Below are 25390 nucleotides of genomic sequence, written 5' to 3' on the forward strand. Positions count from 1 at the left end.
CGGGTTGACGGCAGCCGTTCTGTGCCCGGAGAGACATTCATCCCTGACCTTCGCGCCGTCGGCGCGCGCCCAGGGGTGGTCACCCATGGTGAGCATTCGCAGCCTTAAGTGGTCTTGGGGGAAACGTGGTCACAACCAGTGGGACCGTCCAGGGACAGTCCTCCGCGCCGCGACGGGAGCACCGGCCGCGGCCGGGCACGCCGGTCCGGGGGATCCGGCGGATCCCGGTCAACACCGGGCCCCGGGCCGAGACCTGGCTCCGTCCCTACGTCCTCGGCCTGGTCGCGCTGGACCTGACCGCCGCCCTCGTGGCGACCCTGGCCGGGAGCGCGGTCCGCTTCCACGACGCCCTCCTGGCCGGAACCACCACGCCCTACCTGCTGCTCTCCCTGGTCCTGCCACCGGTCTGGGTCGTCTTCGTCCGGCTCGGCGGCGGATACGAACGGCGGTTCCTGGGGGTCGGCACCGAGGAGTACCGCAGGGTCGCGGTCGCCGGTGCGATCCTGGCCGCGACCGTGGCGGTCGGCGCCTACGCCGTCAAGTTCGACCTCGCGCGCGGCTACGTGCTGATCGCACTCCCGCTGATCGTCCTGCTCTCCCTGGGCCTGCGCTACGCGCGCCGCAAGGCGCTGCACCGGCGGCGCCGCTCCGGAGCCTGTATGAGCGGGGTCGTGGTCGTCGGCTACAGCGTCTCGGCGAGCGACCTCATCCGGCGGTTCCGCGACGAGATCTACCACGGCATGCGCGTGGTGGGCGTGTGCCTGCCCTCGCACGAGTCCGACGTCACCGAGGTGGAGGGCTGCCCGGTCCTGGGCTCCTTCACCGACGCCGCCGACGCCGCCGCGCTGGTCGGCGCCGACACGGTCGCGGTCCTGGCCTGCCCGGAGATGGACGGGGTGGAACTGCGCCGCCTCGCCTGGGAGCTGGAGAAGACCGGTACCGACCTCACCGTGGCCTCCGCCCTCATGGAGGTGGCCGGGCCCCGCACCACCATCCGTCCCGTGGCGGGCCTGCCCCTGCTGCACGTGGAACACCCCGAGCTGGAGGGCACCCGCCGCGTGGTCAAGGGCGCCTTCGACCGCTGCGCCGCCGCACTGGCGCTGGCGCTGCTCTCGCCCCTCTTCCTCGTCCTGAGCGTCCTGATCCGCTCGGAGGGCGGCGGACCCGTCTTCTTCCGGCAGACGCGCGTGGGCCGGGGTGGCACCGAGTTCACCGTGTACAAGTTCCGTACGATGGTGGTCGGAGCGGACGCCCTCAAGGCGATCCTCCGAGCCCGGAACGAGCACGACGGAGTGCTCTTCAAGATGCGTAGGGACCCCAGGGTCACGTCCGTGGGGGCGTGGCTGCGCCGCTACTCGCTCGACGAGCTTCCCCAGCTCGTCAACGTGGTGCGCGGTGAGATGTCGCTCGTCGGCCCGAGGCCCCCGCTGCCGGAGGAGGTCGCCCAGTACGGGCACGACGTCCGCCGTCGGCTGGTGGTCAAACCGGGGATGACGGGCCTGTGGCAGGTCAGCGGCCGTTCCGACCTCTCCTGGGAGGAATCGGTCCGTCTGGATCTGCGGTACGTGGAAAACTGGTCGCTGACATTGGACATCCAGATCCTGTGGAAGACGTGGTCAGCGGTGATCCGTGGGGCGGGAGCATACTAGCCGGTGAACAACATCCGAAACGATCATGAGGTGGCTCGGGACCTGGCGAGCGAGGCCGGGCAGCTGTTGCTGCGCCTGCGCGCCCGCCACGGATTCGACGAGCCCGAGGTCCTGCGCACCCTGGGTGACCGCACCTCGCACGAGTTCCTCTTCTCCGCGCTCGGGCGGCTGCGGCCGAGCGACGCGGTGCTGTCCGAGGAGGGCGCGGACGACCAGTCGCGGCTGCGGGCCAGGCGGGTCTGGATCATCGACCCGCTGGACGGGACCCGCGAGTTCTCCGAGCCCGGCCGCACCGACTGGGCGGTGCACGTGGCGCTGTGGGAGAACGGCGACCTGGTCGCCGGGGCGGTCGCGCTGCCCGCCCAGGGCAGCTGCCTGTCCACGGTCGATCCGCCGTGGCTGCCGGAGGAGCGCCCCGAGGGGCAGCGGCTGCGCATCACCGCCAGCCGGACCCGGCCGCCGGCGTTCGTCCAGCGCATGGCCACGCAGATGGGCGCCGAGGTGATCCCCATGGGGTCGGCGGGCGCCAAGATCTGCGCCGTGCTGCTGGGGATCGCCGACATCTACGTGCACGCGGGCGGCCAGTACGAGTGGGACAGCGCCGCGCCGGTCGCCGTCGCGCGCGCGGCGGGTCTGCACACCTCCAGGATCGACGGCTCGGAGCTGCGCTACAACGTAGCCGACCCGCTACTCCCCGATGTCCTTGTATGCCGATCGGAATTGTCGGGTATGTTGTTGGCAAGCATCCGCGACGGCGCGGACCTTGACAGCGCCGGTCCGCACGCGGGGGGCTGAACCGCAGCACCCACCGCCGCGGAACTGGACGTGAGTGTCGGTATTTCTAAGGCGGATTCCATGGGTCAGGCGAGTCAGCAGGCGCTCGGGCGCTACCAGCTCTCCCAGCTGGACGTCCTCGAAGCCGAGGCGATCTTCATCATGCGTGAGGTGGCGGCGGAGTTCGAGCGGCCGGTGCTGCTCTTCTCCGGCGGCAAGGACTCCATCGTGATGCTGCGCCTGGCGGAGAAGGCCTTCTGGCCCGCCCCGGTCCCGTTCCCCGTCATGCACGTGGACACCGGGCACAACTTCGACGAGGTCATCGAGTTCCGGGACCGCAGGGTCGCCCAGGCCGGGGTCCGGCTGGTGGTGGCCTCGGTCCAGGAGCAGATCGACGCGGGCAAGGTCACCGAGCCCACCGGCCGCTGGGCCAGCCGCAACCGCCTCCAGACCTCGGCTCTGCTGGAGGCCATCGAGGAGAACGGCTTCACGGCCGCCTTCGGGGGCGCCCGCCGTGACGAGGAGAAGGCCCGGGCCAAGGAACGGGTCTTCTCCTTCCGTGACGAGTTCGGCCAGTGGGACCCCAAGAACCAGCGCCCCGAGCTGTGGAACGTGTTCAACACCCGGATCAACCGCGACGAGCACATCAGGGTCTTCCCCATCTCCAACTGGACCGAGCTCGACGTGTGGGGCTACATCCAGCGTGAGGAGCTGGAGCTGCCCTCGATCTACTTCGCCCACGAGCGGAGCGTGTTCGAGCGCGACGGCATCCTTCTCGCGGACTCTCCGCTCATCCAGCGCGACGAGACCGAGGTCCCCTTCACCGAGACCGTGCGCTACCGCACCGTCGGTGACCTCACGTGCACCGGGGCGGTCAAGTCCTCGGCCGTGGAGCTGGACGACATCATCGCGGAGATCGCCGCGACCCGGATCACCGAGCGCGGCCAGACCCGCGCCGACGACCGGGCCAGCGAGGCAGCCATGGAGGACCGCAAGCGCGAGGGCTACTTCTAGCCGTGTCTCTTTGGGCCTCCGCTCCGCTTCGGCCCGGTCTCCAGGCGTCCGGAGTCTTCCTGGGCCTCCGGTCCGCTTCGGCCGGGTCTCCATGCGCCTGGAAGGGAGTGTTCTTCGTCCTCGTCCGCGCCTGGCTCGTTCCTCGCTGGCGGCTCGACTCGTCTTGCAGAACGCTCCCGGCGCCTGGAGCTCCCACCGCTTCCCGTCCCCACGGTTGTTGAACCGCCCCACACTTCGCGCATAGGACAGGCACCATGAGCAACGACATCCTGCGGTTCGCCACGGCGGGCTCCGTCGACGACGGCAAGAGCACGCTGATCGGCCGTCTGCTGTACGACTCCAAGTCCATCTTCGAGGACCAGCTCGACGCCGTGGAGCGCACCAGCGCCGCACGGGGCGAGGAGCAGACCAACCTGGCGCTGCTCACCGACGGACTGCGCGCCGAGCGCGAGCAGGGCATCACCATCGACGTGGCGTACCGCTACTTCGCCACGCCCCGGCGCACCTTCATCATCGCGGACACCCCCGGGCACATCCAGTACACCCGGAACATGGTCACCGGCGCCTCCACCGCCGACCTCGCGATCATCCTGGTGGACGCCCGCAAGGGCCTCCAGGAGCAGAGCCGCCGCCACGCCTTCCTCACCACCCTGCTCCAGGTGCCGCACCTGGTGCTCGCGGTGAACAAGATGGACCTGGTCGACTACTCCCAGGACCGCTTCGAGGAGATCAAGGCCGAGTTCGCGGAGTTCGCCGCCAAACTGGACGCGCGCGATCTCACGTTCGTGCCCATCTCAGCCCTGCACGGCGACAACGTGGTCAGTCAGTCCGAGAACATGCCCTGGTACACGGGCGGCTCCCTGCTGCACCACCTGGAGAACGTGCACATCGCCTCCGACCGCAACCTGATCGACGCGCGCTTCCCGGTGCAGTACGTGATCCGGCCGCACCGCTCGGACGACCCCGAGCTGCACGACTACCGGGGCTACGCGGGCCAGCTCGCGGGCGGGGTCCTCAAGCCCGGGGACGAGGTCACCCACCTGCCCTCGGGGCTCTCCACGCGCATCGCGAAGATCCGCACGGCGGACGGCGAGGTCGCGGAGGCGTTCTCGCCCATGTCGGTCACCCTCCTGCTGGAGGACGAGATCGACATCTCCCGGGGCGACATGATCTGCCGCCCCAACAACACCCCCACGGTGTCCCAGGACATCGAGGCGATGGTGTGCTGGATGACGGACGCGCGCAAGCTCACGCCGCGTTCCAGGCTCCTCGTCAAGCACACGACCAGGACCGCGAAGGTGGTGGTCAAGGACCTGCGCTACCGGCTGGACGTGAACTCGCTGCACCGGGACGAGGGCGCCGACCACCTGGCGCTCAACGAGATCGGCCGGGTGCGGCTGCGCTCCACCCAGCCCCTGTTCGTGGACGAGTACACCAAGAACCGGCAGACGGGCGGGTTCATCCTGATCGACGAGGCCACCAACACCACGGTGGGCGCCGGAATGGTCGTCAAAGCTGACTAGACGTACCCGCTGAATAGCCAAACATTCCTCACGGGGTCGCCTTTCGGCGGCCCCGTTTCGTGTGTTCCGAGTGGTGTTCGCGGGCTGTCCGGACCGGACCACTCGGGCCCCGGTTTCTTACGCGGACATTTCAGGGTGTGAATCCTCGGAGCACTTTTTCTGGTCCTCGGTGCCGATCGGTTCCGGGTCATTGGTGTGCCTGGAGGAGCTCAAGTTACCCGGCGTTAGGGCCGTGTGCAGGGGCGAGGACCAACCAGAGTGTCACCTCGAACGGAGCGATTCTGGCCTATCGGATAGGAGCGCGGAGAGTGATCGTTGAGAAAAATTCTCTCAGCCTCTGGCAATCCGGGGTCAAGTCTGCCTAAAGTGTGCGAATCGCGTACAGGGTCGCAATCGAGCCAATACGCACGGTTATGACCTGTCGCGTACTCCCACTATGGAAACCCCCACAAGGAGGAACCGCGTGAAGAAGCACCCCACTCGCAGGGTCGCGTTCAGCGCTGTCGCGGTCAGCGCCCTCACCATTCCCCTGGCGCTGAGCGGCGCCACCGCCGGCGCCTCCGAGCTCGCGCCGGTGTACACGAGCTCCTCCGCCTCCGGCGGTGACTGGTTCGTGGTCCTTGAGGACACCATGAACGCCAGCTCGGTCTCCCCGTCGGCCTTCGGCATCTCCGCCGACCAGGTCAACCACACCTACGAGGAGACCATCAACGGTTACTCGGCGGCCCTGAGCGACGCCGAGGTCCAGGAGCTGCGCGCCCAGGACGGCGTCGCCTACATCGAGCAGGTCGGCGAGGCCACCACCATGGTCCCGTGGGGCCTGGACCGCATCGACCAGGAGGACCTGCCGCTGGACGGCTCCTACACCACGGAGTCCGACGGCAGCGGCACCTCCGTCTACATCATCGACACCGGCATCGACGACTCCCACCCGGACTTCGGCGGTCGGGCCGAGGTCGGCTTCGACGCCACCGGCGGTGACGGTGGTGACCGTCAGGGCCACGGCACGCACGTCGCGGGCACCGTGGGCTCCGACAGCTACGGTGTGGCGCCGGGCGCCTCGCTCTACGGCGTCAAGGTCCTCGGGGACGACGGCTCCGGCACCTACGACGACGTCATCGCGGGCATCGACTGGGTCGCCGCGAACGCCGACGCCAACGCGGTCGCCAACCTGTCCCTGGGCGGCCCGGCCTCGCAGGCCGTGGACGACGCCGTCAACGCCCTGGCCGACTCGGGCGTGTTCGTGGCCGTGGCCGCGGGCAACGAGGGCCAGGACGCGGACAACGTCTCCCCGGGCGGCGCCGAGGGCGTGGTCACCGTCGGTGCCTCCGACGACTCCGACGCCACCGCGTCCTTCTCCAACTACGGCCCGGCCGTCGACATCTACGCCCCCGGCGTCGACGTCGAGTCCACCATCCCCGGTGGCGGCACGGACAGCTACTCCGGCACCTCGATGGCCAGCCCGCACGTGGCCGGCGCCGCCGCTCTGTACAAGAGCTCCCTCGGTGACGACGAGCAGGGCGTCATCCTGGACTGGCTCACCGAGAACGGTGGTTCGGACAAGCTCAGCGGCGTTCCCAGCGGCACCGTGAACCTGCTGCTGAACGTCCAGGGCCTGTAACCCGCGGGGTTGTGGAGACCCCGCGCGTCCACACCCGGCGGAACTGACGAGTGACGGACGGCCCCGGGCCGGGAGTACCCCTCCCGCCCGGGGCCGTTCCCGTGCGCCCCGACAGTCGCGTCACTTTGTGTTCATGCTTCATGACCAAAGGTAATAGCCTGGGGTCGTGGATGGATATCGTCTGGTGTTCGTCGGCGGGATGGGCCGTTCCGGGTCCACGCTGATCGAACGCCTCCTTGGTGAGCTGCCCGGGTTCTGCTCCGTCGGTGAGGTCGTGCACCTGTGGCGCCGGGGGCTGGTGGAGAACGAGCGCTGCGGGTGCGGCCTGGCGTTCGCCGACTGCGGCTTCTGGGGTGACGTCGGCAAGCGGGCGTTCGGCGGTTGGGAGCGCCTGGACGTGGAGTCGGTGCTGCGCCTCAAGGACGGTGTCGACCGCACCCGTTTCCTCCCGGGGCTGCTCCAGGGGTCGGCGGGGGAGGGCGCCCTCGCGGCCCGGTGCGCGCGCTACACGGATTTCTACCACCGGCTCTACGCGGCCGTCGCCGAGGTCAGCGGGGCGCGGGTGATCGTGGACGCCAGCAAGCACGCCTCCCTGGCCGCCTGTCTGCGCTGGCGGTACGGCTCCGGGATGCGCCTCCTGCACGTCGTCCGCGACCCCCGGGCGGTGGCGCACTCCTGGAGCAAGCGGGTGGCCCGCCCGGACGCCGCTCCGGGCAGCTCCGAGCCGGAGATGGCGCGCTACTCCGCGGGGCGCTCGGCGGTGCAGTGGATGACCCAGAACTCCACGCTGGACGAGCTGGCCCGCCAGGGCCTCCCGACCCTGAGGGTGCGGTACGAGGACTTCGTGGCGGACCCGGAGGGCGAGTTCGGGCGCGTCGCCGCCTTCGCCGGACACGCGGGCGACCCGCTCCGCCTGGGTGGGGACGGGGTGGAACTCGCGGCGGGGCACGCCGTCTCCGGCAACCCGATGCGCTTCCAGGCGGGCCCTGTCGGCGTCCGGGCCGACCACGGCTGGCGGCGCGGACTGGCCCCCTGGCGCCGGTGTCTGGTCGAGGCGGTCACCGCTCCCACGCGCGGTCGCTATGGGTACTGATGTCCGCTACCTGGTTCCCAGGGTGTTGCACGGGGGATACATAACGTATTGTCATTACGTGAACACTCTGTGTTGTCATCGGGGGAACTAGGGGGCGGTTGACCATGGTGGGCGGACCGGTACGAGGCATGGCTGCGACGGGGGCGGTACTCCTCGCCCTGGGGCTGACGAGTGTGGGCGAGGGCCCGACGGAGGCCGCGGCACCGACGGAGGACCGGCCACGGCAGAGCCCCTCCGTCCCGAACTCGGCGTCGTTCCTCGGACTGCCCTCCACCGTCGAGACCCAGTGCACGGTCTCGGACATCCTCGAACCCTCCTGCGGCGTCTGGTGGGGCGCCAGCCCCGACGGAGACGACGTGGCGGCGCTGGAGGCGGCGGTCGACCGCGACATGGACATCGTCTACACCTGGCGCGGCATCGACCAGCCCGACGTCCCCGGCGACCGCGAGCGGCGCATGATCGCCGAGGGCCGCTTCGTGCACACCAACATCGAGGCCCGCCGCTTCACCCAGGGGCGCTCCGACATCGCCTACCGCGACATCATCGCGGGCGAGTTCGACTCCTCACTGCGCTCCCAGGCGCGGGCCATCGCGGAACTCGACGTGCCGTACTTCGTCACCTTCGACCACGAGGCCGACGGCAAGGCCCGCTACAACAACCGGGGCACCCCGGAGGAGTTCGTGAGCTCCTGGCGGCACATCGTCGACCTCTACCGCTCCGAGGGCGCGGACAACGCCATCTGGGTCTGGAACGTGACCGGGTGGCCCGGCAACCTGGACCGGCTCCCCGGACTGTGGCCCGGCAACGACTACGTCGACTGGATCAGCTGGGAGGCGTACAACATGACCGGCTGCGACAAGATGAACGACTGGAACCACGTCGACTCCTTCGAGGACGCCCTCGCCCCCACCTACGAGTGGATCCAGCAGGAGGGCCCCAAGCACGGCATCGACCCCCAGAAGCCCGTCATGATCGGTGAGATGGGCACCACCGACATCGGCGCCAGCGAGACCACGAAGTGGTACACGGACGTCCCGGACGTCCTCAGACGCTACGAGCGGGTGCGTGCCGTCAAACTCTGGGACAGCGAGGTCGGTGCCGACTGCGACTTCCGGATCCTGGCCAACGAGCACGCCCGGCGCGGGTTCGAGCAGGCGGGCAAGGACCCCTACGTGAACCTGCCCGAGCGCGTCCGGCGCCTCGCGGAGTACGCGGTGACCCGCGACTGAGCACGGACGGGGCCGCCCCGGTGCCACCGGGGCGGCCCCGGTGTGTCTCAGCCGCCCACCGGCCGGAACATCGACCAGGTGCGCGGGCCTCCGTCGGGCAGTTCGTACTCGGCGGTGACCGCGAACCCCAGCGATTCGTAGAGCCGGACGTTCTCCGGCGTCGAGGTCTCCAGGAAGGCGGGCACGCCCTCCGCGTCCGCCTCCCGCAGACCGGCGCGGACCACGGCCCGGCCCAGCCCCCGGCCCCGCGCCCCGGGCCGCACCCCCACGGTGCCCAGGAACCAGACCGGCTCCTTCGGCCGGTGCGCCTCCATGACCTCCTCCGCCGAGGCGAAGGCGTCGGCGCGGTCACCCGCGAGGTTGACCAGCGTGGGCAGCATCCCGGCCATCACCTCGTCGGCCCCGCCCGAGTCGGGAGTGGACCAGACGGCGACGGCGGACAGGTCCTCGCTCACCCACACCCGGCCGTGCGGCAGGCCGACCTCGGCCAGGAAGAGCCGCTGGAACTCGCGGAGGCGCGCGAGGTGGTCGTCGGCGGAGATCGTGTGCCGGGTGAAGGGATAGTCCCGGAAGGCCTCGGCCAGGGTGTCGGCGGCCCCGGCCACGTCCTCGCTGGCGGCCTCCCTGATCACGGGCACCTCGGTCGTGTTCGCTTCGAAGATGGCGTCCCCCCGGTGTCGTCGTGTGCGCGCCCCGACCCCGTGCGGGGCACGAGGGAGAGGTTATCGGTCGGGTCGGACCGCCCGTCTGGGAGCGGATGTTCCAGGCCACCATCGCGACCGTCGCGGGACCGGGCCCGCACCGGGCCTCGTCAGCCCGCACCGGGGAGCGATCGACCTCCGGACCCCGGGAGAGCGGACACCCGGACGGTTCGTGGCGGGTGCGTCCTGGCGCACCCGCTCGACGCGGTGGCCTCCGGGCCGGGCACCGAAACGGGCACCGGGGCCGCCCTCACTCTCAGCGAAGAGGACGACGCCGAGGGGGGTCCGACCGGGCACCACCCGAACCACCCGGGTCGTTCCGCCGTACGGGAGCGGGGGAACGACCCGGGTGGCGCGCCTCAGAGCCCCTTGCCGCGCAGGTGGAGCAGGCGCAGGATCCACGCGGGCGGGACCCCGCACACCACCAGGAGGGCCAGGTAGGCGCGGGCCTCCAACGGTCGGCGGCGCAGGGTCCGGCCGATCCACCGCAGCGCCTGGCCGCGCCGTTTGGCCGACGCCTCCGCGAAGGCGATCTGTCCCGCGATCCGCGCGTACCCGCGCGGCACCAGCGCGAACTCGGGATAGCGCTCCAACAGCCAGCGCAGTGCGGTGGAGATCGTCTGCCAGCGCTCCGAGAAGAACGACTTGCGGTGCCACAGCACCCGCACGCCGGGCTCGGGGATGTTGCGGATCGGACCCCGCCGGGCCAGCCGCAGCAGGAGTTCGTAGTCCTCCCCGTAGCTGCCGGGGATCTCCTCGCTCACCGTCCCGCAGCCGTCGATCATGGCCCGGCGCCGGATCAGGAAGGTGGACGGGTGCAGCTCGGTCAGGCGGGAGCGCAGCAGGTCGGAGAAGGTGACGCTGGTGCGGTCCAGGGTCCGCTCCGACTCGACCCGGTCGTAGACCACCTGGATGCCGCAGCACACCATGTCGGTGTCGGGCTCGTCGCGCATGATCTCCACCTGGGCCCGCAGCTTCTCGGGCATCCAGGTGTCGTCGTCGTCGCAGAAGGCCACGAGCTCGGTGTCCGCTCCGAGCACACCGGTGTTGCGCGCCCCGGCCAGCCCCGGGGTGAGCGTGTTGGTCACCACGCGGACCGGGCGGTCGCCCTCACCGTGGGCGAGGGTGGGGTCGGGCTGGTCGTTGTCGAACACCACGATGGTGGTGATCCGCCCCGGGTAGTCCTGCTCGACGATCGCGCGCAGGGTACGGCGCAGCAGCTCGGGCCGGTCCCGGGTGGGGACGACCACGGTCACGGCGGGCCAGGTGTCGGTCGGAGCCCCGGCCGTCGCCCGGTCGCCCGTGTCCCTGCGCGCGGCGTCGTCCCGGTCGTCGGTGAGCAGGTCGATCAGCTCGCCCGCGCGCCGGGCGGCGCGGTCGGGGCCGTCCTCGGCGGCGGGGTCCACCCGGAAGTCCTCGGGGGACTCCAGCGCCTTGTCGATGAACGCGTGCAGCTGCTGGGCGGTGGCGCAGGCACGCACCCGTCCCGCGTCCTCGACCCTGCGGACGAACAACAGCTGGTGCTCGTCCACGTGCTCGTCCAGCTCGGGGTCCCGGGCCACCACGACGGGCAGGTGCCCGGCGGCCCGCGCCTGCGTGATGGTTCCGGGGCCGCCGTGCGTGACGACCACGGAGGCCGAGCGCATCGCCTCGGACAGCTCCTCTCCGGACAGGAACGGGGTGCCCGAGGCCTTCTCCGGCGCCCGGCTGTGTCCGTGCTGGACCAGGACGCTCAGGTCGGGGTTGCGGCGGGCGTAGTCGTCGATCCACCGCACGAGGCGGTCGAAGGAGTGGTGGTCGGTGCCGAGGCTGACGACCACGTCGGGGTGGTCGCTGCCCTCGGGGCTCTGGGTGGGTCGTGTGGTCTGTTCGGTCACAGGAGCGGTCCTACGGTGATGGCGGTCGGCATGAACGAGCGCTGTTCCTCCCACTGGGCGAGGTACAGCCGGGTGAACGGCTTGCAGAGCCGGGCGGTGAGGGTGGGGGTGTCGATGCGGTCGTACACCTCGATGTAGACGGTGGGGATCCGCATCAGCCAGGCCAGGACGAAGAACGGCAGGGCCACCCCGGCGCCGGTGCTGACCACGGCGGCGGGGCGCAGTTCCCGCATCGTCCGCAGTGCCAGGCCGGTGTTGCGGAGCAGGTTGCCGAGGTGGCGGGTGGTGGGGTGGTACGCCCAGCGCACCGACTCGTCGGTGAGCGAGGACTCGGCGTCGGGGGTGCGGAAGGTGACCCACACGCGTTCCCGCCCGCGCCACCAGGGGCGCAGGGACCGCAGCTGGGTGAGGTGGCCGCCGCTGGAGGCCACCAGGAGAACCGGTCGTGCAGACATAATGTGATCAATCCATTACTCTGAGTGTCGGCTTGTGGGTGTCGTGCACACGGTGGGCGGACGGACCGGGTTCACCTCCGCAGTTCGAGGCGGTCGCGCAGCCGCCAGACCGTGCCGAGGTGCCCGAGGGCCCCCACCAGCACCGCCGCGGCCAGGACCGGGACCCCGCCGCCGGTCGCGGCGTCCAGGAGCAGCGGCAGCGCGCCGAACCACACCAGGGCGCTGCCCGTCGCGGCCAGCACCGGACGGCTGAACGGGTGCAGCACCACCAGGGAGCGCAGCTGCCACAGGGGCAGGAGCTTGCGGACCAGGGCGGAGACCACCAGGGCGACGGCCGCGCCCGCAGCCCCGTACGCGGGCACCAGGAGCACGCACACCGCCACGTTGGCCAGCAGCGACATCACGTTGTTGAGCAGGTTGAGCCCGGTGCGCCCGGTCATCGTCAGGACGAGGTCGCCCATCCCCAGCACCTGGGCGGTCAGCTGGCCCGCGCACACGATGACTAGAGCCAGCACCCCGGCCGCGTACCCGTCCCCGAACAGCCGCATCACCTCGGGGGCGAACACCAGGGCGGTGAGGTACAGCGGCCAGTTCAGGCACACCAGCCAGGCCGTCCCCGCCTGGTACAGCGAACGCACGGCCGCGTGGTCGCGCGCGGCCAGGAGCTCCGCGAAGCGCGGCTGGGCCGCGTAGAGCACGGCCTGGGTACCGAACTGTCCGACGACCATGATCCGCGTGGCGGCCGTGAAGACCGCCGCCCCGGCCAGCCCGTTCAGCAGCGCCACCATCACCACCCCGCCGCGCTGCACCCCCATCTGGGCGACCCCGCCCAGGGCGCGGGGGAGCGCGAACGACCAGAACACCGCCGGAGTGACCCGCTCGTCGCGGTTCTCGGGACCGACCGGTGGCGGCTCGGTCGGCTCCGGGTCGGCTGGCGCCGGGTCGGACGGCCCGGCCCGGCGCACGATCCGGCCCAGCCAGAACCACGCCAGCACCGCCGCCGGGAGGTACGGACCGGCCCAGGCCAGGGCCAGCAGCCCGGCCGAGCCGGACAGCGCGATCATCCCCACCAGCCCCAGCTGGGCCAGCGGCCGACCCACCTTGTCCACCACGACCGTCACGGACATGTCGTGGTGGGCGCGGGTCGCCGCCAGCGCGGAGTCGGCGAGCACGGCGAAGGGCAGGAAGAGCGCCAGCGTCCGCAGATAGGCGGTGGCCTCCTCCGACCCCAGCGCCTCGGCCAGCGGCCCCGCGAAGACCATCAGTCCGGCCGCGACCAGGCAGGACGCCAGCACGGCGGGGCCCAGCGCCAGCCGCAGCAGCACCGGCACGCCCTCGGGGCGGCCGAACACCCGCATCCGGGCGATGAAGTACACCAGCCCGTCCGGGGCGCCCGCGTTGGCCACCGCCGCCATGATCAGGAACACCGAGGTGGCCGAGAACAGCAGCCCGGCCGTCTCCTGCGAGAACGCCCGGGTGATCGCCACGATCAGAGCGAGGTTGAGCGCGGCGCTCACCACCGCCCCTGCCATGTTCACCGCGCCGCCGCGCAGGACGCGGCCCAGGCCGTTCCCGGAACGCGTCCCCGTGGGGGTCACGCGCACCACGAGGGGGTGCGCCCCCACCAGGCGGCCAACCGGGCGTCACTGTCCGCGAAACGCGAGGTGAGCTCGGCGCGCAGGGTCTCGGGCATCACCGCGCGCTTGCGGGCGTTGTGCCTGCCCAGGGAGATATCCCGCCCCGGCGGAAGACCGAGGAAGTCGAGGATCCCGCCCAGCGCGCGGGGACCGCCGTCGAACAGGTCGGCGTAGTCCACCACGTGCATGCGCTCGCGCCCCACCGCCGCCTCCATCCGCTCCAGCTGGTCCGCGTAGCGGCCCCGCGCCACGTACCCGTGGTGCTGGTGCGCGTGGGAGTGGTGGCCGGGGTCCTCCACCAGCCGCTCCTCGGTTCCGGCCAACCGCTTCTCCTCCAGTTCGAGGGCGCGCGCGAACGGCTCGGTCTCGAACCCCCGCGCGGTCTCGTGGGCGTGCGCCGAGTAGGCCCGCTCGACGGGGTCGCGCAGGATCACCACGATCCGCGCGTCCGGCAGCTCCTTGGCGATCCGTTCGGCGGAGAGCGGATGGAACAGGTAGTAGGGGCTGGACTCGAACACCCGGACCCGGGGCCGCCCCCATCGGGGCCGCAGCGAGGCGCGCAGCGGGAAGTGCGACCGGTACCAGTCCGGCCCGTGGTGGTGGCCGGTGTCGAAGTAGTGCACCCCCTTGCGCAGCACCGGTCCGGTCGCCCCCGGGTGCTGGGACAGGGCTTTGAAGAGCGAGGTGGTGCCCGAGCGCTGGGCCCCGCAGATGAGGAAGTCGGGCACGGCTCGGGCGGCGCTGGTGACACCGCCCAACCCGTCCGCGAGCGGCAGCAGGGCCCGCCGAGCCGGGACGGCCAGGCGGTTCAGGGGCGAGGTGGCCCGGGGCATCGCGAGCTCCTAGTGTGCGTGGCCCCCGTCCGGGACGGGGACCGGGCTGATGTCGGCCAGCCGCGGAGCGGGCGCGGCTGCTACTTCGTGCGTGTGCCGGGCGGCCCGGCGCGGCCGTCAGACGGACCGGACGGCCTCATGGGCAGCCCTCTCCTGGAGTCCGTCCAGCGCGGGCAGCAGCCAGTCGTCGACCGCGGCCATGCCGCTGCCGGACTCCGCCTGGCGGTCGTGCAGGTAACGCGTGGCGAGGTCGATCAGGTACAGCGCCATCACCGTGGACACGGTGTGGTCCCGCAGGCCGAAGCCCGCCAGCATCGGATCGCGGAGCAGGCGCGTGCCGCTGTCCAGCCACCGGTGGACACCCGGGTGCACCCCGGCCTGCACGCACTCGTTGAGGTCGAAGTGCAGGGCGTCGAACCCCGCGGGTGCGTCCATGGTGAGCCGCTCCCAGTCCCAAACGAAGGCGCGACGCGCCGTGCTCGCGATGTTCCACCTGGTCAGGTCGCCGTGCCAGGCCCCGAAGGGCAGGGACACGTCGGGGAGCCGGTGCAGCGCGGTGCGCAGGGGAGTGGCCTCGGGACGCGCGCCGAGCCTGGCGATTCGCTCGTCCAGGGTCCTGCGGTACGGGCTCTCCGAGAGTCTGCGCTCGCGCACCTGGGCCAGCCCCACGATCTGCGTGACGCAGCGCAGCAGCTGGTGCCGGGTCGGCCGGTCCGTCTGGTGGCCGACCGGCAGCGCCTCCTGCACCAGCATCGGGTGGCCGTTCCACTCGCCGTCGTAGAGCAGCCGGGGCACGGTCACGTCCCGGAGCCGGGCCTGCGAGAGGTGGCGCAGGGCCCGGGTCTCGGCGTGCACCAGGCGCGCGGTGAGGTCGTTGACGGCGACCTTCGCGTAGCCGATGGTGCGCCCGCCCGGGGTGAGCAGGAGCAGGACCGGTTTGCGGTTGGCGCGCGGCGGGCCCACGTGGATCGCGATGGCGAGTTCGCGGTCCAGGGCCGTGGTGAGCGCGTGCTCGATCCCCGGCCCCGCGCCCACGAACAGGCGGTCGCGCAGCAGCAGCGGCGCCACCCCGGTGGCGAAGGCGCTGGTCAGCAGCAGGGTCCGCAGCCGCTCGCGCAGGGAGTGCCCCTGCGCGAAGGAGGTGATCCCCCGCGTGGCCGCCGAACGGTTGTGCGCGGGCAGGATCACCCGCGGGTTGTGGGCGTTGGGCACCGGGAGGTACTGGTTGCCCCGGTTGCGGTACGCCATCCGGCGCACCGCCCCGTCGCCGGTGCCGAGCAGGCCCCCGCAGGGCCACAGCACCGCCGCGAGGTCGGTCAGATAGGTGGTCTCGCTGTTCACCAGGCACCCCCGCCGGTGTGCGCGGTCCCGCGTCGCCGGAGCACCGGTTCCTCGCCGCGCCAGAGCAGGGCGACGGCGATCATGGTGACGGCGAGGGGGGACATCAGCGCGACGTAGAAGAACATGTACCAGAACAGAAGCAGGACGGTCAGCAGTGCTCCCTGACCGACCGGAGTGGACGCGGCGCGGTAGCGCCACGCCACCCAGGCGAAGAACCCGAAGAGCAGCACGGTGCCCACCCAGCCGCTGGAGATCAGGGTGATCCACAGCTGACCGGCGTTGCCGATCACGTGCTGGCCGCATCCGGGGCACTCGGCCGTGGGGCCGATCGCGATGGAGTCGGAGCTGCCCAGCGCCTCCCGGGTGGTGCCCCAGCCGTTGACCGGGGACAGGTGGGCGGCCTCGACGGACGCGGAGTTGGTCGCCGCCCGCCCGTCGTCGCTGTGCGGGTTGTCGGCGCGGGCCCGGACCACGTCCGCGAGCGGGGACAGGGCCAGGGCGATCAGCACAGCGACCACGGCCACCGCCCCGGCGCCGACTAGGACCACGCGCCCCCGGCGCACGGCCTGCACCGCGCCGAACGCCAGGGAGAGCGCCAGCCCGGCCCACAGGGCGCGGTTGAGGGAGTGCACGACCGGGACCACGGACACGGCGACCAGTGCCAGTGCACCCAGCCGGGTCCACGCCGAACCCTGGACGAACCAGCCCACCACGACCCACACCAGCAGGAGGGACAGCATGTAGCCCCACACGTTGGTGTACTCCCATGGAGCCTTGGGGCGGGCCGACTCGATCCCGCCGAACACGTCCATGACCTGGGCGGAGGCGGGATGGATCAGCGTCTGCATGTAGGGGTCCTTGGCGAGGGACCCCGGGATCAGGTACTCCAGCGGCGCCGTGAACTCGAACCGGGGCGCGAGCATCCCGAGGTAGCCCCCGGCGACCGTCACCACGCAGAGCACCGCCAGCGCCCACACCACCACGCGGACCGGGAGTTCGCGCTCGGTCAGGTTGCCCACGTAGAGGAGCAGCACCGTGAGCACGAGGTAGTTGATCACCCGTAGCAGGGCGCCCGCGTAGCCGCCGCTCTCCGGCACCGTCCCCGGCATCTCCAACGGGACGAGGGTCAGGCCCAGGACCGCCCACACCAGGAACAGCCCCCACAGCCAGAAGCCGGGCGGGACGCGCAGCCCCACCGTCCGGTGGCGGCGCACCAGTTCGGCCAGCATGGGGACGGCGAAGAGCCAGTAGGCGAACTGCCCCATCCCCAGTGCCCACCACAGCGGGTACCCGGCCAGGAGCCACACCAGCGGGTACCCGGTGACCGGGGCGCCCCCGCGTCGCGGCGCGACCTGCCAGGCCGAACCGTGCACGTGTCGGCCGCCGACGGCGGCGCCCCGGCCGGTCAAGACCGTGACCCCGCGGCCGCGGGCCTGTGCTTGGTCGCCTTCTTCTTGGCGGACGTGGCGGACGTGCCCTTGGCGGGCTTGGTGCCGTTCGATCCCGTCGGAACCTCGGCCTCGGCGTCGTCGGCCTCGCTGGTCACGGAGACCTCAGCGGTCTCGGCAGGCTCGTCGACCTCGGCGGTCTTGTTGGCCGCAGCGGTCTCAGTGACCCCGGTGGTCTGAGCGGGCTCGGAGGACTCCGTGCCCTCAGCAGCACCCGCGGTCTCGGCGGGCTTGGTGGCCTCCGTGGCCCCGGCGGTCTCGACAGGCCTCTTGGACTCAGCGACCCCGGAGGCCTCAACTGCCTCGGAGGACTCCGTGGCCTTGGCGGACTTGGCGCTGGACCCCGTCGGAACCTCAGACTCGGCGTCGGCCTTGCCAGCCGCAGCGGCCTCGGCGGCCTCAGTGGACTCGCCGGACTCTGTGCCCTCAGCGGCACCAGCGGACTCGGCGGCCTCAGTGGCCTCCGCGACCTCGGTGTCGGTGGGGGCGTCGACGGCACCGCTCCCGGCCTTGTCGGCCTTCGCGGCCGACCTGGCCCGACCCGGTTCCGGGGCCTCGGCGGACTCCTGCGGAGCGGGAGCGGACGCGGAGACGGGGACCGGGTTCGGCTGGCGGGACACGGTGACGGTGCCCGGGACGGTCACCCCGAACCGCGCACCGGCGGCGACCAGGCCGGTCAGGTCCGCGCGGCGGGTACGGCCCAGTTCGACCACGGGCAGCAGGAGGTCGGCGGACCCGGCCAGGGCGTGGGCGTCGGCGCTCTCGACCACGGAGGCGGTCACGACCACCACGAACGCGGCGCGCGGGCGCAGCAGCTCCACCAGTTCGGCGGCGCCGCCCTGGATCGGCGCGACGGTTCCCGGGCGGCCGTGGCGGAGCACCCGCAGGCGCGGCACGGCGGTGGGGCGCGCCTCCAGGTCGGCGGGGTCCTCCCCGTCCACCAGGACCTCGGCCAGGCCGGGCCCCTGGGGCAGGTCGAGGAGTTCCCCGGCGGTGTCGGTGCGCGGGTCCGCGCAGACCAGGAGGGTCTCGGAGCCGGTCCGGGCCAGGGCGGCGGCGAGGTTCACGGCGGCGGCGGTGCCCGCGCGCCCCGGGGTGGTGCCGGTGACCACGAGCACCTGTCCGGGGGCGGGCCGGTCGTCGGCGTCGTCAGCGGTCGCGGCGGCCACGGGGGTGTTCCCGGTGAGGCGGGCGCGGACCAGGTGCGCGAACTCGTTGGCGTGCTGGCCGCCGGGTTCGGCGTCGGTGAGCAGACCGGGGCCGGAGCCGTCGGCGGTCCTCGCGGAGGACAGGTCCAGCAGGACGGGGACGGCGCCGACGCGGGCGGTGTCCTCGGTGTCGTGCACGCGCGGGTCCAGGCGGTCGCGGACCACCGCCGCGAGCAGCCCGGTGAGCAGGCCGAGGGCGACCCCGGCGACCAGCCACAGCGCGGGCACGGGGGAGGAGGGGGACTCGGGCAGTTCGGCCGGGGTGATGACCTGGCCGGGCGAGACCGTTTCCAGCAGGGCGCTGAGCGGGCTGATGCCGTTGCCGAGGTCGCTGATCTCCTGGCGGAGCGCGTCCGCCTGGGCGTCGGCGCTCACCCGCGCGGCGTCCGAGTCCCCGGCCGCCAGCTCGGACAGCCGCTCGTACAGGCCCTCCTGCTCCTCGCGCAGGGCGTCCAGCCGTGCGTTGACCAGGGCGCGGGTCCGCTCGGCCCGGTGCTCCAGGTAGGCGGTGGCGAGGGCGTCGGCGCCGTCCCGGGCCGCCTCGGGGGAGCGTGCGGAGTAGTGGAGTTCGAGGATGTTGCTGTTGGAGGGGACGGTGACCTCGATCCGCTCCCGCAGGTCGGCGGGGGAGGGGTCGCCCGGAAGAGCCTCGGCCATGCCCCGGGTGACCTGGTCGGAGACGGCCACCTGGGCCTCGCTGTCGAGGTTGACGTCCCCGGTGAGGCGGCCGGACCGCTCCCCGGTGAACTCGGCCATCTCGGTCGGCTGGACCTGCACGGCCGCCACGGAGGTGTAGGTCGAGGGAACCGCGAACAGCCCGGCGGTGGCCAGGACCAGCCCGCCGAGCACTCCGGCGCCCACCAGGCGCCAGCGGCGCCTCAGCAGCGCGGTGTACTCCTTCAGTTCCGGTCCGGACGGGCCTGGGACGTCGGTGTCCATCGGGTCCTCTCCACACAGACATGGCAGCACTTTTAGTGAACGATTGCATACTAAGTGTAATCCCTTTGGCTGTGGCTGGTGGTTTGGGAAACCGCGCTTTTCCCATGTGGTGATGTCCGCAAACCGGCGATGACGTGGGGCGATACCACCCGGAGTCGGACGAAGGCACCCGAAACGACGAAGGGGGCGGTGGGAGAGATCCCACCGCCCCCTTCGCGGAGCGCTGTCGCCGCGGCTAGCCGCCGAGGATCACCGGGGGCAGCCCGGTGTCCGACTCCCACGCCTCGTCGCAGTCCTTCTGGGTGGACACCGTGTGCGATCTGGCCGAGCAGTCGCGGTACGCGGAGGCCTGGTCCTGGTAGACGAACAGGACCGAGATCATGGCCGAGGACACGACGATCCCGACCACACCCAGGGCCACGCTCATCAGCGCGCCCGGGGCCTGCGACCCGTGCGAACGCGCCGCGCGCCGGGCCCGGAACCCCTGCACCACACCGAACACGGACAGCACGACGCCGTACGGCGGGAAGAGCAGGCCCGCCAGGCCCAGGAACAGCCCCCACAGGCCTCCTCGCTCGACCCTGGGCGGCTGGCCGTCGGCACGGGGCTCCGGGCTGTTGTCGGTCACAGGTTCACTCCTTCGGGGACGCCCCGCACCGTGGGGCGCCGTGGTCCGCTCGCCCGAGCGGATCGCGTGGCGTTGGTGAGACGGGACCGCGACCCCTCCGAGGCCTCCACCGGAGGCGGAGACGGCCCGGTCCGCGTGAGGTAGACGCTACCCGGCCCGATAGGGTGGGAACGCGGACGGGCCGACGAGGCCCAGGCCTGGCGTCCGTACCAGGCGTACGCGCATCCCGGATGCTGTGCCGTCCCCCGGCGCCCCCGGGAGTGGGGACCCGGTCCCCGCACCGTTCTTCAACACATGAGGGAGACGCACGCTTTGTCCGCGCGAGTGGTGGTTCTCATATCGGGGACGGGCAGCAACATGGCCGCCCTGACGGAAGCCGCGAAGGACCCCTCCTACGGGGCCGAGATCGTCGCAGTGGGAACGGACCGCGAGGGAACACGGGGCGTGGAGGTCGCTGACGCGGTCGGAATCCCCACCTTCGTCGTCCCCTTCCGCTCCTTCTCCGACAGGTCCGCCTGGGACGCCGCCATGTCCGACCGGATCGCGGAACATGAACCCGACCTCGTGGTCTCCGCCGGGTTCATGCGCATCCTCGGGCCCGCCGTCATCGGCCGCCACCAGGCCGTCAACATCCATCCGGCACTGCTGCCCTCCTTCCCCGGCGCGCACGCCGTGCGTGACGCGCTGGCCCACGGTGTCCGCGTCACCGGCACCACCATCCACTTCCTCGACGAGGGCGTCGACTCCGGTCCGATCATCGACCAGGTCGCGGTGCCCGTCGAGGACGGCGACGACGAGTCCAGCCTCCACGAGCGGATCAAGGTCGTGGAACGGCGCATGCTGGTCGACACGGTCGGCCGCCTCGCCCGCGAGGGCTGGACCATCGACGGCAGGCACGTGCGGTTCGGCCGCACCGACACGAAGGAGTCCCGGTGACCCAGCAGGCCATCAGGCGTGCGTTGATCAGCGTGTACGACAAGACCGGCCTGGAGGAGCTGGGCCTCGGCCTGGCCGCGGCCGGGGTGGAGATCGTCTCCACCGGCTCCACCGCCGCCCGCCTCACCGAGGCCGGCGTCCCCGTCACCCCCGTCGAGGACGTCACGGGCTTCCCGGAGATCATGGAGGGCCGGGTCAAGACCCTGCACCCCTCCGTGCACGGCGGTCTCCTCGCTGACCAGAACAACCCCGACCACGTCGCGAAGATCCGCGAACTGGGCATCGCCCCCTTCGACCTGGTCGTGGTCAACCTCTACCCCTTCTCCGACACCGTCGCCTCCGGAGCCTCCGAGGCCGACTGCATCGAGAAGATCGACATCGGCGGACCCGCCATGGTGCGCGCCTCGGCCAAGAACCACGGCAGCGTGGCGATCGTGGTCGACCCCGCCAGCTACGGCGCCACCCTCGAAGCGGTCCGTGCGGGCGGCCACACCCTGGACCAGCGCAAGCACCTGGCCGGGCTGGCCTTCCAGCACACCGCCGCCTACGACGGCGCCGTCGCCGACTGGTTCGCGGGCACCTACGCCCCCGACGCCGAGGCCGAGAGCACCGGCTGGCCCGCCTTCCGTGCCTCCGTGCACACCCGCCAGGCGGCCCTGCGGTACGGCGAGAACCCGCACCAGAAGGCGGCGCTGTACACCGAGGCCACCCCCAGCGGCCTGGCCGGGGCCGAGCAGCTGCACGGCAAGGCGATGTCGTACAACAACTACGTCGACGCCGACGCCGCCCTGCGCGCCGCCCACGAATTCGACGAGCCGTGCGTGGCGATCATCAAGCACGCCAACCCGTGCGGGATCGCCGTGGGCGCCGACAACGCCGAGGCGCACCGCAAGGCGCACGCCAGCGACCCGGTCTCCGCGTTCGGCGGGGTCATCGCCACCAACCGCGAGGTCGGCGCCGAGCTGGCCGGGCAGATCTTCGAGGTCTTCACCGAGGTGGTCGTCGCCCCCGGCTTCACCGCCGAGGCCGTCGAGACGCTGTCCCGTAAGAAGAACATCCGCCTGCTGGTGGTCTCCGACCCCGCCCAGGGTCCGCGTGTGGAGACCCGCCAGATCAGCGGCGGCCTGCTGGTCCAGGACACCGACGTCATCGACGCCGAGGGCGACGACCCGGCCACGTGGACGCTGGCCACCGGGGAGCCCGCCGACGCGGAACTCCTCGCTGACCTCGTCTTCGCCTGGAAGGCGGTGCGCGCGGTCAAGTCCAACGCGATCCTGCTCGCCTCCGACGGCGCCACCGTGGGCGTCGGCATGGGTCAGGTGAACCGGGTCGACTCCGCCGGTCTCGCGGTCTCCCGCGCCGGGGAACGCGTCCGGGGCTCCGTGGCCGCCAGCGACGCCTTCTTCCCGTTCGCGGACGGGCTGGAGATCCTCACCAAGGCGGGCGTGCGCGCCGTGGTCCAGCCCGGCGGCTCGGTCCGCGACGCCGAGGTGGTCGCCGCCGCCGAGGCGGCCGGGGCCACGATGTACCTCACCGGTACCCGCCACTTCTTCCACTAACCAGTCAGCGAGGAGCTACGCATGAGCGCGATCGTTCTGGACGGCAAGGCCACCGCCAAGGCCATCAGGGAGGAACTGGCGGAGCGGGTGGCGAAGCTGCACGCGAAGGGCGTCGTCCCCGGTCTGGGCACCGTCCTGGTCGGTGACGACCCGGGCAGCCACTCCTACGTGCGCGGCAAGCACCGCGACTGCGCCCAGGTGGGTATCGCGAGTATCCGCCGCGACCTGCCCGCCGACGCCACCCAGGAGCAGGTGGAGCAGGCCGTCCACGAGCTCAACGAGGACCCGGCCTGCACCGGTTACATCGTGCAGCTGCCCCTGCCGCGGGGGCTGGACGAGAACCGGGTGCTGGGGCTGATCGACCCGGCCAAGGACGCGGACGGCCTCCAGCCGGTCAACCTGGGCAAACTGGTCCTCATGGAGAAGGCGCCGCTGCCGTGCACCCCGCGCGGCATCGTGGAGCTACTCAACCGCTACGAGGTGCCGATCAAGGGCGCCGAGGTCGTCGTGGTGGGACGGGGGGTGACCGTGGGTCGTCCTCTGGGGCTGCTGCTCACCCGACGGTCGGAGAACGCCACCGTCACCCTGTGCCACACGGGTACCCGTGACCTGGCCGAGCACACGCGCCGGGCGGACATCGTCGTGGCCGGTGCGGGTGTGCCGGGGATCATCACCAAGGACATGGTCAAGCCCGGTGCGGCCGTGCTGGACGTGGGCGTCTCGCGTACTGACGACGGCCTGGTCGGGGATGTCGCCCTGGACGTCCCCGAGGTCGCGGGGCACGTGTCGCCCAACCCGGGTGGCGTGGGTCCGATGACCCGGGCGATGCTCCTGGTCAACGTGGTCGAGGCCGCCGAACGCCAGGCCGCCGGGCTCTAGTTCCAGGTGGGTTTTCCGAGGGGGCGGTCCCGGACGGGGCCGTCCCCTCAGGCGGTTCCGCTGGCGGTGTGAGCCTACGTGCGCGGCTTCCTGGTGGAGGCGCGCAGGAGCGCTGCCCACTCACTTGTCGGGAACATGAGGTGACCGGCCGCGCGGTTCTGCGTGTCGCGGACCGCCGCTCCTGTCGGGAGGTCGGCAACCTCGACGCAGTTCTGGGGGTGCTGTAGCTCTACTTGCGGTAGCGGGCGACCTCGCTAGGCCCCCAGGTCTGTGATCGAAGGTTAGGAGGGGGCGTGGAAGCGTGGCCGGGTTCAGCTATGAGGCTGGTGTCAGACACTGCCCGTCGTGGTTGCGGACGTGCGGGGTGTTGGGGTCCAGTGCGTCGAGGAGGCGGATCGCGTAGGCCTCGGTCATGCGCTCGGTGACTTCGTCGGGTGTGAGCCAGGCGACCGTGGTCGACTCGGCGGAAGGTCGTTCCGTGCCTCCGGACGGTTTGCAGCGAAAGACCAGGGCGATGATGCCCCGGGTGGTGTTCTTGTAGACCCCGGTGAGTTGGTCCACTTCGACATGGATGCCGGTCTCCTCCCAGACTTCACGGCGCGCCCCTTCTTCCGGGGTCTCCGAGAGTTCCAGGACGCCACCAGGAAGTTCCCACCGTCCGTTGTCCGCACGACGGATCGCGAGAAACCGGCCGTCGTCACTGATGACGGCCCCTGCGACGGACACGGAATGCAGCGGCGTTGACGGCCGGTCCCCAGTGCTGTTACCCATGTACATGAGCATAGGAGGCATGGAAGGACTATGACGAGCGCTGTAGGGGCAAGGTCCGGTAAGCCCCGGTATCTCCAGATCGCTGACGACATCGAGGAGCAGATCAGGAGCGGTCGGTTGGCTCCCGCTGAGGAGGTTCCGAGCGAGACCGCGCTGGTGGAACGCTATGGCGTTTCGTCGGGCACGGTCCGTAAGGCGATCGCCCAGTTGCGCACCTCCGGGCTGGTGGAGACATTCCAGGGCAAGGGTTCCTTCGTCAAGTCCCGGCCTCCGGTCACCCGCAAGTCCTCGGACCGGTTTCGGCGCTCGCACCGCCGAGCTGGGAAGGCCGCTTACATCGCGGAGAGTGAGCAGGCTGGGGTGAAGCCCAGTGTCCAGGTTCTCTCTGTTGGGCCGGTGACCGCGCCCCTTGAAATCGCGGAGCGCCTCGGCGTGGGCAGGGATGAGAAGGTTCTCGCCCGTCGGCGGCTGTACTTCAGCGACGGCACCGCAACAGAGGAGGCCACGTCGTACCTGCCCTGGCAGGTTGCCCGGGACATCCCTGAGTTGTTCCAGGAGAACCCCGGTGGCGGTGGTATCTACGCGCGTTTGGAGGAACATGGCCACGAGTTCTCCGAGTACACCGAGACGGTGCGGGCGCGGTTGTCCACCAAGCAGGAGGCGAGCGCGCTGGGCCTGAGCCCCGGATCCGTGGTCATTCACCTGACTCGCAACGCTGTGACCACGGCGGGGCTGGTGGTCGAAGTGTGCGACACGATCATGGCAGCGGATCAGTTCGTCCTCGACTACCGCATTCCGGCCAGGGACTGATCGAGTAGTCGAGCGAGGGCGCGTTCTTCACTCACAGGGTTGACTCATGTATATAAGTGAGGCAACCAGGAGGGTCTGCACGTCCTGGACACCGTTGGCCCGGCTCTGGCCCACAACATCGGCATCCTGGCCTAGCCCAACACAAGAAGGACAGGGTCTCGGAGGTAACAACGCCACCGGGCCCCACGATCATGTGTGCTGGGACAGGCCCATGCGCTGTGTGTAGCGTCCGTCGCCGCAGTCGAGGTCCGCGACCAGTCGTCGGTGGGGCGGCCGAACGCCGACCGGTGGTGAAATCGGCACGCTGGGAAGGTTGGTCCTGATGTAGCGTCCCAAGGAGTCCCGGTTCGGCCGGAGCAAGACATCCAACCCACGCAGGTTCGGAAAGCGCTGAGCCCTATGGAGATTGCTGTCCGTATGTTCCCAGTGTCTGTATTTCGAGAAGTTGGAAAAACGGCCACTTGC

At 71.3% G+C, this 25390-nt stretch carries 21 protein-coding genes and 1 pseudogene; 11 read left to right on the forward strand and 11 right to left on the reverse strand.

The annotated features are described in order from the left end of the window. Nucleotides 1–125 precede the first annotated feature (125 nt). The 7 genes from AC0VYM_RS04515 (at nt 126) to AC0VYM_RS04545 (ending at nt 8903) form a co-directional block, all read left to right on the forward strand. Nucleotides 126–1649: a sugar transferase gene (locus AC0VYM_RS04515; protein WP_475459282.1), complete on the forward strand. Its 1524-nt coding sequence runs from the start codon at nt 126–128 to the stop codon at nt 1647–1649. Between the two features lie 3 nt (nt 1650–1652). Further along, the gene (locus AC0VYM_RS04520; protein ID WP_475459284.1) at nt 1653–2444 is read left to right on the forward strand and encodes a 3'(2'),5'-bisphosphate nucleotidase CysQ; all 792 of its coding nucleotides are present in this window, start codon (nt 1653–1655) and stop codon (nt 2442–2444) included. Between the two features lie 60 nt (nt 2445–2504). Continuing rightward, nucleotides 2505–3437: a sulfate adenylyltransferase subunit CysD gene (gene cysD, locus AC0VYM_RS04525; protein ID WP_475459286.1), complete on the forward strand. Its 933-nt coding sequence runs from the start codon at nt 2505–2507 to the stop codon at nt 3435–3437. Nucleotides 3438–3691: 254 nt separating this feature from the next. Continuing rightward, a complete protein-coding gene (cysN, locus tag AC0VYM_RS04530; RefSeq protein ID WP_475459289.1) occupies nt 3692–4960 on the forward strand; it encodes a sulfate adenylyltransferase subunit CysN in 1269 nt (422 codons plus the stop codon). 463 nt (nt 4961–5423) lie between these two features. Further along, on the forward strand, nt 5424–6581 hold the full coding sequence (locus AC0VYM_RS04535) for a S8 family peptidase (protein ID WP_475459292.1): 1158 nt from the start codon (nt 5424–5426) through the stop codon (nt 6579–6581). 199 nt (nt 6582–6780) lie between these two features. Beyond that, complete coding sequence (locus AC0VYM_RS04540) at nt 6781–7674, forward strand: sulfotransferase (protein ID WP_475462930.1); 894 nt, start codon at nt 6781–6783, stop codon at nt 7672–7674. A 128-nt stretch (nt 7675–7802) separates the two neighbouring features. Beyond that, a complete protein-coding gene (locus AC0VYM_RS04545; RefSeq protein ID WP_475459294.1) occupies nt 7803–8903 on the forward strand; it encodes a glycoside hydrolase family 26 protein in 1101 nt (366 codons plus the stop codon). 47 nt (nt 8904–8950) lie between these two features. Here the strand turns inward: AC0VYM_RS04545 and AC0VYM_RS04550 are convergent, their stop codons facing one another. The 9 genes from AC0VYM_RS04550 to AC0VYM_RS04590 form a co-directional block, all read right to left on the reverse strand. Next, on the reverse strand, nt 8951–9535 hold the full coding sequence (locus tag AC0VYM_RS04550; protein WP_475462931.1) for a GNAT family N-acetyltransferase: 585 nt from the start codon (nt 9533–9535) through the stop codon (nt 8951–8953). Nucleotides 9536–9963: 428 nt separating this feature from the next. Next, nucleotides 9964–11481 (reverse strand): glycosyltransferase, encoded by a 1518-nt coding sequence (locus AC0VYM_RS04555; protein ID WP_475459296.1) that lies wholly within the window; start codon nt 11479–11481, stop codon nt 9964–9966. Then, nucleotides 11478–11936: a UDP-N-acetylglucosamine--LPS N-acetylglucosamine transferase gene (locus AC0VYM_RS04560; RefSeq protein WP_475459298.1), complete on the reverse strand. Its 459-nt coding sequence runs from the start codon at nt 11934–11936 to the stop codon at nt 11478–11480. Before AC0VYM_RS04560 ends, AC0VYM_RS04555 begins: the two co-directional genes overlap by 4 nt. A gap of 71 nt (nt 11937–12007) precedes the next feature. Next, nucleotides 12008–13561, reverse strand: coding sequence for a lipopolysaccharide biosynthesis protein (locus AC0VYM_RS04565; RefSeq protein ID WP_475459300.1), 1554 nt, complete (start codon nt 13559–13561; stop codon nt 12008–12010). Then, entirely contained in the window at nt 13531–14406 is an 876-nt protein-coding gene (locus tag AC0VYM_RS04570) for a sulfotransferase family protein (protein ID WP_475459302.1), read from the reverse strand. Before AC0VYM_RS04570 ends, AC0VYM_RS04565 begins: the two co-directional genes overlap by 31 nt. 117 nt (nt 14407–14523) lie before the next feature. Further along, complete coding sequence (locus AC0VYM_RS04575) at nt 14524–15747, reverse strand: phosphotransferase (RefSeq protein ID WP_475459305.1); 1224 nt, start codon at nt 15745–15747, stop codon at nt 14524–14526. Continuing rightward, nucleotides 15744–17156, reverse strand: a complete 1413-nt coding sequence (locus tag AC0VYM_RS04580; protein ID WP_475459307.1) for a ligase — start codon at nt 17154–17156, stop codon at nt 15744–15746. Before AC0VYM_RS04580 ends, AC0VYM_RS04575 begins: the two co-directional genes overlap by 4 nt. Next, entirely contained in the window at nt 17153–19342 is a 2190-nt protein-coding gene (locus AC0VYM_RS04585) for a chain length determinant family protein (protein ID WP_475459309.1), read from the reverse strand. The genes AC0VYM_RS04580 and AC0VYM_RS04585 overlap by 4 nt, the downstream gene beginning before the upstream one ends. Before the next feature lie 235 nt (nt 19343–19577). Further along, nucleotides 19578–19970 carry a DUF4190 domain-containing protein gene (locus tag AC0VYM_RS04590; protein WP_475459311.1) on the reverse strand — a complete coding sequence of 131 codons (393 nt, stop codon included), beginning with the start codon at nt 19968–19970 and terminating at the stop codon, nt 19578–19580. 324 nt (nt 19971–20294) lie between these two features. On the opposite strand from AC0VYM_RS04590, the gene purN reads away from it, so the two are divergent. Genes purN through AC0VYM_RS04605 form a run of 3 tightly spaced genes read left to right on the forward strand, consistent with a single transcriptional unit; the run spans nt 20295 to nt 23344 of the window. Next, nucleotides 20295–20906, forward strand: a complete 612-nt coding sequence (gene purN, locus AC0VYM_RS04595) for a phosphoribosylglycinamide formyltransferase (protein ID WP_475462932.1) — start codon at nt 20295–20297, stop codon at nt 20904–20906. Then, the gene (purH, locus tag AC0VYM_RS04600; protein ID WP_475459313.1) at nt 20903–22465 is read left to right on the forward strand and encodes a bifunctional phosphoribosylaminoimidazolecarboxamide formyltransferase/IMP cyclohydrolase; all 1563 of its coding nucleotides are present in this window, start codon (nt 20903–20905) and stop codon (nt 22463–22465) included. Before purN ends, purH begins: the two co-directional genes overlap by 4 nt. 21 nt (nt 22466–22486) lie before the next feature. Next, complete coding sequence (locus AC0VYM_RS04605) at nt 22487–23344, forward strand: bifunctional methylenetetrahydrofolate dehydrogenase/methenyltetrahydrofolate cyclohydrolase (protein ID WP_475459315.1); 858 nt, start codon at nt 22487–22489, stop codon at nt 23342–23344. A 74-nt stretch (nt 23345–23418) separates the two neighbouring features. On the opposite strand, the pseudogene AC0VYM_RS04610 reads toward AC0VYM_RS04605, so the two are convergent. Continuing rightward, a pseudogene (locus tag AC0VYM_RS04610) lies at nt 23419–23505 on the reverse strand (hypothetical protein); the annotation flags it as partial. Nucleotides 23506–23659: 154 nt separating this feature from the next. Beyond that, on the reverse strand, nt 23660–24121 hold the full coding sequence (locus AC0VYM_RS04615; protein WP_475462933.1) for an NUDIX hydrolase: 462 nt from the start codon (nt 24119–24121) through the stop codon (nt 23660–23662). Between the two features lie 24 nt (nt 24122–24145). Here AC0VYM_RS04615 and AC0VYM_RS04620 point away from each other — a divergent pair, with 24 nt between their 5' ends. Further along, nucleotides 24146–24925, forward strand: a complete 780-nt coding sequence (locus AC0VYM_RS04620; protein WP_475459317.1) for a GntR family transcriptional regulator — start codon at nt 24146–24148, stop codon at nt 24923–24925. Nucleotides 24926–25390: the final 465 nt, after the last annotated feature.

This window comes from Nocardiopsis sp. iso_237 (genome assembly GCF_056173345.1).